Here is a 13,803-nt window from a genome sequence, read left to right on the forward strand (position 1 = left end):
GCCCCGGGAGCCGATCCACGCACACGACCGATCCCGCTCAAGAAGCCGGGAATCGGTGCCGATACTGCGGTGAACAGCCTGTCGGGCTGCATTCCGGCAGGAACCCAGGAGGACGCACGTGAACCCGATCCGGGTGATGGTGGTCGACGACTCGGTCGTCGTCCGCAAGATCGTGACCGACGTGCTGTCCGAGGACCCCGGCATCGAGGTCGTGGGCACCGCCGTCAACGGCAAGGTGGCCCTCGGCAAGCTCGAGCAGCTCAAGCCCGACCTCATCACGATGGACATCGAGATGCCGGAGATGAACGGCATCGAGGCGGTCCGCGCCATCCGCGCCGCTCGCAACCGCGTCCCGATCATCATGTTCAGCACGCTGACCGAGCGGGGTGCGACGGCGACCCTGGACGCGCTCTCGTCCGGGGCCAACGACTACGTCACGAAGCCGGCCAACGTCGGCAGCGTGGCGCAGTCGATGGAGAGCGTCCGCGAGCAGCTCATCCCGAAGATCAAGGGCCTCACGGGCCGCCCGGTCGGCCCCGTCCGGGCCGCCGCACCCGTCGCCCCGCCGCGCCCCCCGGCGCCGCGCAGCACCCCGGGCAAGAAGCCCGCGGTGCTGGTGATCGGCTCCTCCACCGGCGGCCCCGAAGCACTGTCCAAGCTGCTCCCGCAGCTGCCGGCCTCGCTCCCCGTGCCCGTGCTGCTCGTCCAGCACATGCCCCCGGTGTTCACCCGCCAGTTCGCCCAGCGCCTCGACCGGCTCAGCGCGCTGCGCGTCGTCGAGGCCACCGACGGCGTGCCGCTGCAGCCGGGCACCGTGCACCTGGCGCCCGGTGACCACCACCTGGTGGTGCGCCCCGGCCGCGGGATCCACACCACGGGCCTGCACCAGGGCCCGGCCGAGAACTTCTGCCGCCCCGCCGTCGACCCGCTGTTCCGCTCGGCCGTCACCGCCTACGACGGCGCCGTGCTCGGCGTGGTGCTCACCGGCATGGGCGCCGACGGACGCAACGGAGCAGGCGAGATCCGCGCCGCCGGCGGGAGCGTGCTCGTCCAGGACCAGGCCACCTCCGTGGTCTGGGGCATGCCCGGTGCGGTGAGCCAGGCCGGGTTCGCCGACGAGATCCTGCCGCTCGACCGCGTGGCGGACGCCATCCTGCGCCATCTCTCCGGTGTCATGCCGGGCCGCCTCCCCGCGGCCGCCGGTGCCACCGCCCTGACCGGAGGCCTCCGATGACCCTGACCACGACCAGCTTCGACTGGGTGCGCCAGCTGGTGCACCGCGAGAGCGCGATCGTGCTCCAGCCCGGCAAGGAGTACCTGGTGGAGGCGCGGCTGCTGCCGATCGCCCGCCAAGCGGGGCTGACCGACGTCTCCCAGTTCGTGGAGAGCGTGCGCACCCGGCCCAGCCCGGACAGCACCCGGGCGATCGTCGAGGCCCTCACCACCAACGAGACCTCGTGGTTCCGTGACGGCGATCCCTTCACGGCCCTCACCTCCACGGTGCTGCCGGCGCTGCTGGGCGCCCGGGGCCCGAACGAGCGGCTGCAGATCTGGTCGGCGGCCTGCTCCAGCGGGCAGGAGGCCTACACGATCGGCATGCTGCTCGAGGACGCCCTGCCCAACGCGGCGTCGCGGGTCTCGATCACCGCCACCGACATCTCGCGGGAGATGGTCGAGCGCACGCGCGCCGGCCGGTTCAGCCAGCTCGAGGTCAACCGCGGGCTGCCCGCGCCCATGCTGGTGCGGCACTTCGTGCGGGCCGGCAACGAGTGGGAGGTCGCTCCCCAGCTGCGCCGGATGGTCACCGCCTCCGAGTGCAACCTGGCGGCCCCGCTGCCGCGGATGGGTCCGTTCGACGTGGTCTACCTGCGCAACGTCCTCATCTACTTCGACCTGCCCACCAAGCAGGCGATCCTCCGCCGGGTGCGCGACCTGATGCGCCCCGACGGCTGGCTCTTCCTCGGCGCGGCTGAGACCACGCTCGGGGTGGACGACTCCTGGGAGCGGGTCGTCGTCGGCCGCAGCTCCGCCTACCGCCCGCTGAAGGGGAAGTAATGCGTGCTCTGGTGATCGACGACTCCCGCGCGATGCGCCGGATCGTCTCCGGGATCCTGGAGGGGCTCGGCTACGAGACCCAGCAGGCCGGCCACGGCCGGGAGGGCCTCGACGTCCTCGAGACCGGCTGGGTCCCCGACCTGGTCTGCGTGGACTGGAACATGCCGGTGATGGACGGCCTGCAGTTCGTCTCTGCCGTGCGCTCCAACCCGGCCTGGCGCGCGATGACGATCATGATGGTCACCTCGGAGAGCGAGCACACGCAGATCGTCCGCGCGCTGGCGGCCGGCGCCCACGAGTACGTCATCAAGCCGTTCACCGCCGATGCCATCCGCGACAAGCTCGCGCTGCTCGGCCTGCTCCCCCAGGAGGCCATGCTGTGACGACCATGGATACCGGCGAGCGCCGTCGCGGTGCCGACATCCGTCCCGTCATCACCGAGCTGATCGACGAGGCGACCGTCGAGTCGATCGCCCAGGAGGCGTGGATCTCCCTGGTCGGCGAGGACGAGGTCCTCGTGCCGCTGCCGGGGGAGCCCGTCACCGATCCGCTGTCCAGTTGGGTCGACGTCGTCGGCCCGTGGACCGGCAGCGTCGTCCTCACGACCGGACGCCGCACCGCCGAGGCGCTCACCCGTGCGCTGCTCCGTGAGCACTCCCCCGAGGTACTGGAGGACGAGGACGTCGTCGACGCCTTCGGCGAGATCGCGAACGTGGTCGGCGGCAACGTCAAGGCCGCGCTGCCCGGCTCCTCCGGCCTGAGCCTCCCCGACGTGGGGGACGCACCCGCCCCCCGCAACGCCGCCGACGTCTGCCGCGTCGACCTGCTGTGGCGCGGCGAGCCCGTCTCCATCTCCGTGCAGGGCGCGCTCCCGGCGCTCCCCGCCCACTGACCCCGCACCTACTGCCGGAAGAACGAGGTACAGCTGTGAAGATCCTGATCGCCGACGACAGCCGCGTCATGCGGCAGATCGTCATCCGGACCCTGCGCCAGGCCGGTTTCGACGACCACGAGATCGTGGAGGCCGAGGACGGCGCCGACGCGCTGGCCAAGGTCGGGTCGGAGAAGCCGGACCTGGTGCTGTCGGACTGGAACATGCCCAACATGACCGGCATCGAGTGCCTGCAGGCGCTGCGCTCGTCGGGCTCGAGCGTCCCGTTCGGGTTCGTGACCTCGGAGGGCTCGCCCGAGATGCGGGAGAAGGCCGCCAACGCCGGCGCGCTCTTCCTCATCGCGAAGCCGTTCAACGAGGACACCTTCGCCGACGCGCTCAGCGGGGTGATCGCATGACCGCCGCCGGCACCGTGCCGCTGCCCGCGGCCAAGGACGTGCGCGACATGCTCACCGGCCTGGTGGGCAAGCCCGTGAACGTCACCCCCGGAGCCCCGGTCACCCCGGCTCCGGACCGTCCGGTCGCCGTGGCCGTGTACGTCGACCCGCACATGAATGTCAACGCCCTGTGCCTGATGGACCTGGGCGCGTCGGCCTACACCGGCGGTGCCCTGGCCCTGCTGCCCCCGGGCGGCTGCCAGGACGCCGTCGAGGAGGACGGCGAGCTGACCGGCATGCAGGTCGAGGCGCTGCACGAGGTGGTCAACGTCCTCTCGGCCCTGTTCAACACCGAGGGTGCTCCGCACTCGAAGCTGCACAAGCTCTACGCCCCGGGCGAGGAGCTGCCGGGTGACCTGGCCGGGATGCTGGCCGCGTTCAACCGGGTCGACCTGGCCATCGAGGTCCCGACCTACGGCAAGGGCGCCATCTCCCTCGTCCTGCCGTAACACTGTGACACTGCGGTCCTCCGGACCGCACCGCGACAACGTGGCGGTCCTCCGGACCGCACCGCGACCAACGGCCGTACCCCACGTGTGCTGAGCCGCCTCGTCACCTCTGCGCGGACCCCTCCGGGGCCCACTCGAGGCGACAGGGCGGAGGAGCGCAGCGAAGGCACTACCCACAGACGCCCCGGGGCGGCGCTGGAACTCCGGTTCCCGCCGCCTCGGGCGCTGTGCTGACCAGGAAGCTGCCGGCCCCGATCGCCACTCAGGCGGAGACCGCCTCCCGTTCCGCGATCTCGCTGGGCAGGCAGGCCCACACGTGCTTGGTGCCGGCATCCACGTACCACCCGTGCGCGACGGAGAGCCGCGCCACCAGGTGCAGGCCCATCCCGCCCAGGGCGGGGTCCCGGTCGACCGCAGGGGCGGGCATCGCCTCGGGTGCCCGGTCGCTGACGTCCAGGAGCCAGCCGCCGGTACCTGCGACCACCGTCGCGACCACCGGCGACTCGCCGTGCCGCAGGGCGTTCGAGGCCAGCTCGTCGAAGGCCATCACCAGCTGCTCGCCGGACTCGTCCTCGTCCTCGGGTGGAAATCCGGCGCGGCCCAGGCAGGCGCGCAGGCCGGCTCGTGCGGCAGGCAGCTCGGCGAGCGCCCCGAGGTCCCAGCGCCACACCTCACCGCGGCCGTCCGGCAGCGGTCGCAACGGCCACAACAGACGACGAACCACGCTACCCCCCGGTGTGCCCTGAGTTGGACGTCCCGTCAGTGCCCCGAGACGCCCGCCGGAAACCGCCTTGCGCGGCACATCTGTCCCCGTGGGAGGAGCGACCCTGACCAGCAGGGTGAATTCCGGTGCCCGGTGCCCCCGGTCGTTCTCGGCAGCGACGCGGCATGCGGCACAGTGGGCCCGTGCCCCCGAGGATCCGGCCCCGCTGCCGGGTGACCTGCTGCTGCAGGCCGTCGAGGGCATGCACCGGCCGATGTTCGTCCTCGACGAGCAGTGGTGTTTACGCTACGTCAATCCGGCCGGCGCCCGGGTGCTGGACCGGACCGTCGCCGACCTGGTCGGCCGGGACATCTGGGCGGAGTTCCCGGAGGCGGTCGGCGGCCCGTTCGAGCACCTCTACCGCGAGGTGCGGGCAACCGGCGGGAACGGGACGACGGAGGCGTGGTTCGGGCCGCTGCGGAAGTGGTTCCGCGCCGACGCCTTCCTGACCGGAGCCGGGCTGGTGGTCACCTACGACGACGTCACCGACCAGCGACGGGTCGCCGATGAGCGCGCCGCGGCGGTCGACGCCCGGGAACAGGCGGCCGCGGCCGCCTCGGCGGCGGCGCGCGAGGCCGAGCAGGCGGGCCGGCACCTCATGCTGCTGGGTGACATCAACCTGGCGATGACCTCCACCTACGACATCGACGAGGCGGTGCAGCGCTTCGCTCGACGGGTGACGCCGCTGCTGGCCGATCTCTGCCTGGTCAGCGTGGTCGACCCCGATGGGACGCGCCGGGACGTCGGCCGGGCGCACCGCGACCCCGAGATGCTCGAGGCGTTGCACCGCTACGCCGACGCGCGGGTGGCCAGCAACCTCGCCCAGGCGCCCGTGCCCACGGCCCTGCGCAGCGGCGAGCCGGTGATCATCCCGGAGCTCACCCCGGCCCACGTCCGCGCGATGGTCTCCGACGAGGCGAGCCGGACGGCGCTGGCGGCGCTCGAGGTCTCTGCGGTCGCGGTGTTCCCCCTGGTCGCGCGCGGGGAGACCTTCGGGGCTGTCACCCTCGCCAACGGTGTCGGGCGCGGCGCGCACACCGCCGAGGAGCTGCGGACCGCGGAGATCGCGTCCCGGCGGGCCGCGCTGGCCCTGGACAACGCCCGGCTCGCCGCCGCCCAGCAGCAGGTCGCCGAGCGGCTGCAGCTGAGCCTGCTGTCGCCCCCGGTGCAGCCGGACTCCCTCGAGCTGGCCGTGCGGTACCGGCCGGCGACGCGGGGGATCGCCATCGGCGGTGACTGGTACGACGCCTTCCTCCAGCCCGACGGCGACACGGTGCTGGTCATCGGCGACGTCATGGGGCACGACATCGAGGCCGCGGCCGCCATGGGGCAGGTGAAGACGCTGGTGCGCGGGATCGGCTACGACCGCCTCGAGGCGCCGGCCGAGCTGCTCCGCCGCGTCGACCACGCCGTGGTCGGTCTGGACGTCCCGGCGATGGCCACGGCGCTGGTCGCCCGGGTGGAGCTCGGGGTGGACGCCGCCGGCCGGCCCGCCCGCCGGCTGCGCTGGGCGACCGCGGGGCACCCCGACCCGCTGCTGCTGCTCGAGGACGGCACGGTGCTCGACCTGAGGGCGCCGATCGGCCCGCCGGTCGGGATCGGCTGGCTGGGCCCGCGGACCGACGAGATCAGCCCGCTCCCCGACGGCAGCACCCTGCTGCTGTTCACCGACGGCCTCTTCGAGCGGCGCACCATGCTGCTGGACGAGGGGCGGGACCTGCTGCGCGACCTGGTCGCCGGGTCGGCCGGGCTGCCGCTCGACGCACTGTGCAACCGGCTGCTGGCCGCGATGCTCGGTCCCGACGTCGAGGACGACGTCGCGCTCCTGGGGGTGCGGATGCACCCGCTGGACGTCGAGCGCCCGGCCGGGGCCGGGCCCACCGTGCTCCCCGCGGCCCTGCCCCAGGCCTGACGACGCCGCTCCGGGCCGCTACTCGGGGTGGCGCAGCAGGTAGCGGCCGAAGTGCGGCACGGTGAACGCGATCTGGCCGCGCTCGGCCGAGTACACGAGCCCCTTCTTGATCAGCGAGTCGCGCGCGGGGGAGAGGGACGCGGGCTTGCGGCCCAGCGAGACGGCGACCTCGGACGTCGCGACGGCCGCGCCGTGCGGCCCGCCCAGCTCGGCCATGGCGTGCATGTACTCGCGCTCGGCCGGGGTGGCGCGGTCGTAGCGGGAGCCGAAGAAGCCCACGGCCAGCTCGGCCTCGGCGACCGGTGCGGCCATGGCGACGTCGGCGGCGGTGATGGGGGAGGAGGCGGCGACGTCCCAGGTCACCTTGCCGTAGGCCTGCACGAAGTAGGGATAGCCGTCGGCCGCCTCGTACAGGGCGTCCAGCGCGCCCTGCTCGAACTCGACGTCCTCGCGCTCGGCCGGCGCGATCAGCGCGCGGTCGGCTGCCTCGCGCTCCAGCCGGTCGATCCGCAGGTAGCGGAACAGCCGCTCGGAGTAGCTCTTCGAGGCCGACAGGACGGCGGGCAGGTGGGGGAGCCCCGCGCCGACGACGATCAGCGGCGCGCCCTGCTGGGACAGCTCGTGGCACGCGGCGCAGATGGCCGAGACGTCGTCGGGCTGCACGTCCTGCATCTCGTCGATGAACAGCGCGATCCCGCTGCCGATGTCGGCGGCCACCCCGGCGACGTCGCTGAGCAGCTCGACCAGGTCGATCTCCATGTCGCCGGAATCGGCCCGGCCGGTCGCCGCGGGGACGTCGATGCCGGGCTGCCAGCGGTCCCGCACCTTGGCATCGGCCGGGGCCACCCGCTGGGCGAAGGCCTTCACCACGCCCAGCACCTCGGCGACCGAGTCCTGGTCACCGTGCCGGGGGCCCAGTTCGCGCAGCGCCATGTGCAGAGCGGAGGAGACCGGCCGGCGCAGTGACTGGTCCGGGCGCGCCTCGATCTTGCCGGTGCCCCAGCCGCGCGAGATCGCTGCCGAGCGCAGCTGGTTGAGCAGCACCGTCTTGCCCACGCCGCGCAGTCCGGTGAGCACCAGCGAGCGCTCGGGCCGGCCGTGCGCGATCCGCTCCAGCACCACGTCGAAGGCCGACAGCTCGGTGTCCCGGCCGGCCAGCTCGGGCGGTCGCTGGCCGGCGCCGGGGGCGTACGGGTTCCGTACGGGATCCATGTCGAGCACCGTATGCGTTCGTCTAGCTCGTTCCCTAGACGTCGGTAGAACGACCTAGCGCGTGTCGCGGGTCGTTCAGCGGTACGGCTGGGGTCGTCCGGACACCCACGCGCGGACCTGATCCGCCTGCCGCTCGAGGCGTCGGCCGAACACGGGCCGGAACGGAACCTCGGTGACGTCCAGCCGCACCGTCGAGGAACCCTGCACCGTCAGCTGGACGGCCAGGTTGCCGGTTCCCCCACGCACCCGGCCGATCTCCACGGCGGAGATGTCGGCGCGGTCGAGGCTGAGGTCCCGCCAGTGGTTGCGCACGACCAGGGCGCCGTCGGTCCCACCGATCGCGGCGAGGCGGTGCAGCCGCCAGGCCAGCACGCAGGTGCCGGCCAGCATCACGGACGCGAGCGCCCAGACCGGCGGCTCGTCAGGGCGCAGGATGAAGAAGAGGAAGCCGGCGAAGAGGACGGGGAACACCACGACCCACCCGCGCGCCCAGCCAGGCGGGCGGAGCACCAGTTGCTGCTCGGCGGACGTCACCGCGTGATCATGCTGCCGTCGAGGCCTCTCTGCCGCCGTCTAGCGGTTCGGCTAGACACGGCTAGGTGACCCGATGTCCCCCAGCCGGGGACGGCAGACCGCTAGCGTCGCCGCCGTGATCAAGTTCCTGCTCAAGGTGGTCGTCCTGGGGGCGGTCTTCTACGCCCTCACGTACTTCGACGTGCTCCCCGGCCTCGACATCGTCCCGAACGTGGACGGCCCGCTGGGCGAGTACGGCACCTACCTGTGGATCGGGCTGATCTTCGGCGTCGTCAACGCGATCGTGGGGCCGGTCCTGCGGCTCCTGTCGCTGCCCTTCGTGCTGCTCACGCTGGGTCTGTTCCTGCTGGTCATCAATGCCGCGCTGCTCGGTCTGACGGCGGCGATCACCGACCGGCTCACCATCGACGGCTTCGGCACCGCGGTCCTCGGCGGCCTGATCCTGGCCATCGCGGGCTGGGCGGCCGACCAGGTGCTGGACCGCTGATCCCGCGACCGGTCCGTCGTCGGGCCGGGGAACCGCGACCGCAGTAGCGTCGGTCCCATGCCGAGCACCACCGGCGTCGCCCCGGACACCCCGGCGCGCGCACCGGACGGGAGCTCCACGACCGGCTCCCTGACCGAGCTGGCCGCGCTGGAGGCCGCCCGCGACGAGAAGCGACGACTCCTGGAGGAGGCGGCTCGTTCGGCGGTCGCCGCCCTGGGCCCGGACGCCTACCCCGCGGGCTGCACCGCCGACGACCTCCCCGGGCTCCTGCGCCGCTACTACTGGAGCGAGCCCGCCGCCGAGGTGCTCCGGCGCCGGCCGCGCGAGCTGGCCGACCTCGCGCTCGGCCACGTGACCGTGGCCGCGACCCGGCCGCCGGGCTCCGCGCTGGTCGACGTGCTCCGGTCGCGCGACGGTGTCGCCGTGGTCCGGCTGGCCACCGACGACATGCCCTACCTGGTGGACTCGGTGACCGCCGAGGTCGTCCGGCAGGGCGTCGGCATCGCGCACGTCGTGCACCCGGTGCTCGTGGTGCGCCGCGACGTGCGGGGCCGGCTCCTCGCGTTCTGCGACAGCGCCGGGCCCGAGGGCTGCGGCGCCGACGCCCTCGCCGAGTCCTGGATGGCGGTGGTGCTGGACGGCCCGCTGGACGACGAGGCGGCCGAGGACCTCGTCGCCGGCCTGCGCACCGTGCTCGACGACGTCCGCGCGGTCCACGAGGACGGCCCGCGCCTGCGCGCCCGGCTGCTGGACCTCGCGACCACGCTGGAGAGCGGGGCGGGCACCGTCACCCCGGCCGACGGCACGGACCCGGCCGACGACCCCGCCGAGGCGGCCGCGCTGCTGCGCTGGCTGGCCGACGGCAACGTCGTGCTGCTCGGGGCCCGCGACGTCGACCTCGCCGCGGCGGGGGAGGACCCGTCGATGCGGCCGGTGCCCGGCAGCGGGCTGGGCGTGCTGCGCAGCGACACCGACCTGCGCGCTCCCTCGCCGCCTCCCGAGGCCGCGCAGGTGACCGGGCGGCACCTGCTCACCGTGACCAAGGCCGACGCCCGCTCGTCGGTGCACCGCCGCGCCTGGCTCGACCTGATCGTCGTCACCCTGCCCCGCGGCGACGGGGCCGGGCACCGGCAGCACCGGTTCGTCGGGCTGTTCCCCTCGACGGCGTACAGCGCCAGCGTGCTGGACGTGCCCCTGGTGCGGCGGCGCGTCGCCGAGGTCATCGCCCGCTCGGGCGTGCCCGCCGACAGCCACACGGGCAAGGAGCTGCTGGAGGTCCTGGAGACCTATCCCCGCGACGAGCTGCTGCAGGTCAGCACGGACGAGCTGCTGCCCGTGGCCGACGCCGTCCTGCACCTGCAGGAGCGGCGGCAGACCCGGCTGTTCCTCCGCCAGGACCCCACCGGCCGGTTCTGGTCGGCCGTGGTCTACCTGCCGCGTGACCGGTACACGACCGAGGTACGCACCCGCATGCAGCAGCTGCTGCTGGAACGCCTGGGTGGCTCCGGCGTCGAGTACACGGCCCGGTCGACGGAGTCGGTGCTGGCCCGCCTGCACTTCGTCGTCCGCCTGCCGGTGAGCCGCAGCGGGCGCCCGGGACCGACGGCGGTCGACGCCGACGCGCTGCAGGCCGAGCTGGCGTCGGCCGCCCGCAGCTGGACCGACGACCTCGCGGACGCGCTGACCGGCCGGCACGGCGCCGAGGGGGAGCAGCTGTTCGCCCGCGTCGCGGACGCCTTCCCCGCCGCCTACCAGGAGGACTTCCCGGCGGAGCGGGCCGTCGACGACCTCGCCCGGCTCGAGGGGCTGACCGCCGGTCAGCTGTCCCTGCGGCTGTGGACGCCGGCGGGCGCCGGCCCGGGCGAGCGCCGGCTGACGGTCTACCGCGTCGGGGAGCGGTTGCTCCTGTCCGACGTGCTGCCGCTGCTGCAGAACATGGGTGTGTCCGTCGTCGACGAGCGGCCCTACGAGATCGAGCGCATCGGCGGCGCGCGGTCGTGGATCTACGACTTCGGGGTCGCGGTCCCCGCCGTGGACCTGCCGCTGCTCCGTTCCCTGCCCGAGCGGTTCACCGAGGCCCTCGGTGCCGTCTGGCGCGGGGAGGCCGAGGACGACGGCCTGGGCGCGCTGGTGATGCTGGCCGGCCTGAACTGGCGCCAGGTCACCGTCGTCCGGGCCTACGTGCAGTGGCTGCGCCAGGCCGGGCTGCCGTTCAGCCAGGCCTACGTGGAGTCGACCCTCGCCGCACACCCCGACGTCGTGTCGCGGCTCGTGGCGCTGTTCGAGGCCCGGTTCTCGCCGCGGACCACCGGCGGGCGCGACGAGCGGCAGGCCGTCCTCGCCGACTCGCTGCGCCGGTCGATCGGCGAGGTCGAGTCGCTGGACGCCGACCGCGTGCTCTCCTCGCTCCTGGCCGCGATCACCGCGACGCAGCGCACCACCTACTACGCCATGTCCGCCCCGCCGCACCCCGCGCTGGCGCTGAAGATCGACCCGGCGTCGGTGCCCGACCTGCCCGAGCCGCGGCCGGCGCGGGAGGTGTGGGTCAGCTCGCCGCGGGTCATGGGCGTCCACCTGCGCTTCGGCGCCGTCGCCCGTGGTGGGCTGCGCTGGTCCGACCGCCGCGAGGACCTGCGCACCGAGGTCCTCGGCCTGGTCAAGGCGCAGATGGTCAAGAACACCGTCATCGTGCCGACCGGCGCCAAGGGCGGTTTCGTGGTGAAGCAGCCGCCTGCCGACCCCTCCCGCGAGGCACAGCTCGGCGAGGGCCAGGCCTGCTACAAGATCTTCATCGGCGCGCTTCTCTCGCTCACCGACAACCTGATCGACGGCGAGGTCGTGCCCGCCGAGCGGGTCGTCCGGCACGACGGCGACGACACCTACCTGGTGGTCGCCGCCGACAAGGGGACGGCGACCTTCTCCGACCTCGCCAACTCGATCTCGCTCGAGCGCGGCTACTGGCTGGGCGATGCCTTCGCCTCCGGTGGCTCGGTCGGCTACGACCACAAGGCCATGGGCATCACCGCCCGCGGCGCCTGGGAATCGGTGACCCGGCACTTCCGCGAGCTGGACATCGACGTCCAGACGCAGGACATCACCGTCGTCGGCGTCGGGGACATGTCCGGAGACGTCTTCGGCAACGGGATGCTGCTGTCCGAGCACATCCGGCTCGTCGCGGCGTTCGACCACCGGCACGTCTTCGTCGACCCGGCGCCGGACGCCGCGGTGTCCTTCGCCGAACGACGGCGGCTGTTCGGGCTGCCGCGCTCCTCGTGGGCCGACTACGACCCCGCCCTGATCAGCCCGGGCGGTGGGGTGTGGCCGCGAACGGCGAAGTCGATCCCGGTGTCCGGGGAGATGCGGGAGGCGCTCGGCCTGGACGCGGGGGTCACCGCGCTGAGCCCCGAGGAGCTGATCCGCGCCGTCCTGCTGGCGCCGGTGGACCTGCTGTTCAACGGCGGCATCGGCACCTACGTGAAGGCTTCCGGCGAGAGCGCCGCCGACGTGGGGGACAAGGCCAACGACGCCGTCCGGGTGGACGGCGGGCAGCTGCGTGTCCGGGTCGTCGGCGAGGGCGGCAACCTGGGGCTGACCCAGCGCGGCCGGATCGAGTACGCGCTGGCCGGCGGGCGGGTGAACACCGACGCCATCGACAACTCCGCCGGCGTCGACACCTCCGACCACGAGGTCAACATCAAGATCGCCCTGAACGCGGTGATGGCGCGCGGCGGGCTGGACGCCGGGCAGCGGGCCGAGCTGCTCGGCGAGATGACCGACGAGGTGGCCGCCGCCGTCCTCACCGACAACCACGCGCAGAACGCGGCGCTGGCCGCCGAGGCCGCGGCGGCACGCAGCCTGCTCGACGCCCACGAACGGTTCATGCGGGCGCTGGAGCGCTCGGGCCGGCTGCAGCGGGCGGTGGAGGCGCTTCCCGACGACCGGCAGCTGGTCGAGCGGCGGCGGGACGGCCAGGGGCTCACCGGCCCCGAGCTGTCGGTGCTCCTGGCCTACGCGAAGCTGGACGCCGACGCCGCGGTCCTGGGGTCGTCGCTGCCCGACGACCCGGCGCTGGACGCCCTGCTCGTCGAGTACTTCCCCCGGCCGCTGCGGGAACGGTTCCCCGATGCCGTCGCCGCCCACCCCCTGCGTCGCGAGATCGTCGCGACGGCGCTCACCAACCGCGCGGTCAACATCGCCGGGGCCACCGGGCTCTACCGGCTGTCGGAGGAGAGCGGCGTCCCTCCGGCGGTCGTCGTGCGGGCCCACGCCGTCGCCCGCACGGTCTTCGACGTCGATCGGCTGTGGGACGCCGTCCGGCCGCTGGACAACCGGGTGCCGGCCGCCGTCCAGGTGGAGCTGCGCGGCGAGGCCACCCGGCTCGCCGAGCGGGGGACGCGCTGGCTGCTGCGGCAGCGCGACGTGACCGCCGAGCCGCCGTCGCCGCTCGGGAGTGTGACGGATCGGTTCGGCCCACCGGTGGCCGCCGTCCGCGCCGGCCTGCCCGGCTGGCTGCTGGGGGCGGAGGCCGAGGCGTTCTCCGCACGGGCCGCCCGGCTGCAGGAGGCCGGGGTGCCCGGGGAGCTGGCCGCCGAGGTCGCCGCCGCGCCGCTCATGCCGGCCGCGCTCGACCTGGCCGTCGTCGCCGAGCGGACCGGCGCCCCGGTGGAGCAGGCCGGCCGGGTGATGCAGTGCCTGTCCGAGCGGCTGGGTCTGGTGCCGCTGCGGGAGCTGGTCACCGCGCTGCCCCGCGACCGGCGCTGGCCGTCGATGGCGCGGGCCTCCCTCCGCGACGACCTGGCCCTGGAGCAGGCCTCGCTGACCGAGGACGTGCTCAGCCTCCGCAGCGGCGACGCCGATGACCCGCACCAGCTCGTGGCGATGTGGGCCGAGGGGTGGGACCCGGCCCAGGACCGCGCCGCCGCACAGCTCGCCGACATCGCCGGCGGGGACCGGCAGGAGCTGGCCGAGCTGCTGGTCGCCGTGCGCACCCTCCGCGGCCTGCGTCGTCGGCGGGAGGCCCGGCGCCTGCCGCGCCCCGGCGACCAGTAGGGCCGGGCGGGAG

General features: G+C 73.9%; 12 protein-coding genes. 9 read left to right on the plus strand and 3 right to left on the minus strand.

From position 1 onward, the window contains the following. The first annotated feature begins 118 nt into the window (after positions 1 to 118). From RM425_RS01075 to RM425_RS01100, 6 genes are read left to right on the plus strand one after another with little or no spacing between them, the layout of a single operon-like run. Entirely contained in the window at positions 119 to 1,234 is a 1,116-nt protein-coding gene (locus tag RM425_RS01075) for a protein-glutamate methylesterase/protein-glutamine glutaminase (protein WP_311343329.1), read from the plus strand. Next, positions 1,231 to 2,055: a CheR family methyltransferase gene (locus RM425_RS01080; protein ID WP_311343330.1), complete on the plus strand. Its 825-nt coding sequence runs from the start codon at positions 1,231 to 1,233 to the stop codon at positions 2,053 to 2,055. Before RM425_RS01075 ends, RM425_RS01080 begins: the two co-directional genes overlap by 4 nt. Then, positions 2,055 to 2,438, plus strand: coding sequence for a response regulator (locus tag RM425_RS01085; RefSeq protein ID WP_311343331.1), 384 nt, complete (start codon positions 2,055 to 2,057; stop codon positions 2,436 to 2,438). The genes RM425_RS01080 and RM425_RS01085 overlap by 1 nt, the downstream gene beginning before the upstream one ends. A gap of 5 nt (positions 2,439 to 2,443) precedes the next feature. Further along, complete coding sequence (locus RM425_RS01090; protein ID WP_311344017.1) at positions 2,444 to 2,947, plus strand: chemotaxis protein CheX; 504 nt, start codon at positions 2,444 to 2,446, stop codon at positions 2,945 to 2,947. A gap of 35 nt (positions 2,948 to 2,982) precedes the next feature. Next, positions 2,983 to 3,345, plus strand: a complete 363-nt coding sequence (locus tag RM425_RS01095; protein ID WP_311343332.1) for a response regulator — start codon at positions 2,983 to 2,985, stop codon at positions 3,343 to 3,345. Beyond that, on the plus strand, positions 3,342 to 3,833 hold the full coding sequence (locus RM425_RS01100; RefSeq protein WP_311343333.1) for a hypothetical protein: 492 nt from the start codon (positions 3,342 to 3,344) through the stop codon (positions 3,831 to 3,833). Before RM425_RS01095 ends, RM425_RS01100 begins: the two co-directional genes overlap by 4 nt. Before the next feature lie 262 nt (positions 3,834 to 4,095). Here the strand turns inward: RM425_RS01100 and RM425_RS01105 are convergent, their stop codons facing one another. Further along, a complete protein-coding gene (locus RM425_RS01105; protein WP_311343334.1) occupies positions 4,096 to 4,533 on the minus strand; it encodes an ATP-binding protein in 438 nt (145 codons plus the stop codon). 139 nt (positions 4,534 to 4,672) lie between these two features. Between RM425_RS01105 and RM425_RS01110 the strand changes: the two genes are divergently transcribed. After that, positions 4,673 to 6,508, plus strand: a complete 1,836-nt coding sequence (locus RM425_RS01110; RefSeq protein WP_311343335.1) for a SpoIIE family protein phosphatase — start codon at positions 4,673 to 4,675, stop codon at positions 6,506 to 6,508. An 18-nt stretch (positions 6,509 to 6,526) separates the two neighbouring features. Here the strand turns inward: RM425_RS01110 and RM425_RS01115 are convergent, their stop codons facing one another. Both RM425_RS01115 and RM425_RS01120 read right to left on the minus strand, forming a co-directional pair. Then, positions 6,527 to 7,720, minus strand: coding sequence for an ATP-binding protein (locus tag RM425_RS01115; protein WP_311343336.1), 1,194 nt, complete (start codon positions 7,718 to 7,720; stop codon positions 6,527 to 6,529). Positions 7,721 to 7,795: 75 nt separating this feature from the next. Beyond that, positions 7,796 to 8,254: a hypothetical protein gene (locus RM425_RS01120; RefSeq protein WP_311343337.1), complete on the minus strand. Its 459-nt coding sequence runs from the start codon at positions 8,252 to 8,254 to the stop codon at positions 7,796 to 7,798. Between the two features lie 115 nt (positions 8,255 to 8,369). On the opposite strand from RM425_RS01120, the gene RM425_RS01125 reads away from it, so the two are divergent. After that, entirely contained in the window at positions 8,370 to 8,741 is a 372-nt protein-coding gene (locus RM425_RS01125) for a phage holin family protein (RefSeq protein WP_311343338.1), read from the plus strand. Between the two features lie 57 nt (positions 8,742 to 8,798). Beyond that, a complete protein-coding gene (locus RM425_RS01130; RefSeq protein ID WP_311343339.1) occupies positions 8,799 to 13,790 on the plus strand; it encodes an NAD-glutamate dehydrogenase in 4,992 nt (1,663 codons plus the stop codon). Positions 13,791 to 13,803 lie beyond the last annotated feature (13 nt).

The organism is Blastococcus goldschmidtiae (assembly GCF_031845325.1).
Lineage (GTDB): Bacteria > Actinomycetota > Actinomycetes > Mycobacteriales > Geodermatophilaceae > Blastococcus > Blastococcus goldschmidtiae.

Excerpts from the sequence above, each read along its gene's own strand:
- RM425_RS01080 (WP_311343330.1), top strand. The coding sequence starts at position 1,231 with ATGACCCTGACCACGACCAGCTTCGACTGGGTGCGCCAGCTGGTGCAC.
- RM425_RS01085 (WP_311343331.1), top strand. The coding sequence starts at position 2,055 with ATGCGTGCTCTGGTGATCGACGACTCCCGCGCGATGCGCCGGATCGTC.
- RM425_RS01090 (WP_311344017.1), top strand. The coding sequence starts at position 2,444 with ATGGATACCGGCGAGCGCCGTCGCGGTGCCGACATCCGTCCCGTCATC.
- RM425_RS01100 (WP_311343333.1), top strand. The coding sequence starts at position 3,342 with ATGACCGCCGCCGGCACCGTGCCGCTGCCCGCGGCCAAGGACGTGCGC.
- RM425_RS01115 (WP_311343336.1), bottom strand. The coding sequence starts at position 7,720 with ATGGATCCCGTACGGAACCCGTACGCCCCCGGCGCCGGCCAGCGACCG.
- RM425_RS01130 (WP_311343339.1), top strand. The coding sequence starts at position 8,799 with ATGCCGAGCACCACCGGCGTCGCCCCGGACACCCCGGCGCGCGCACCG.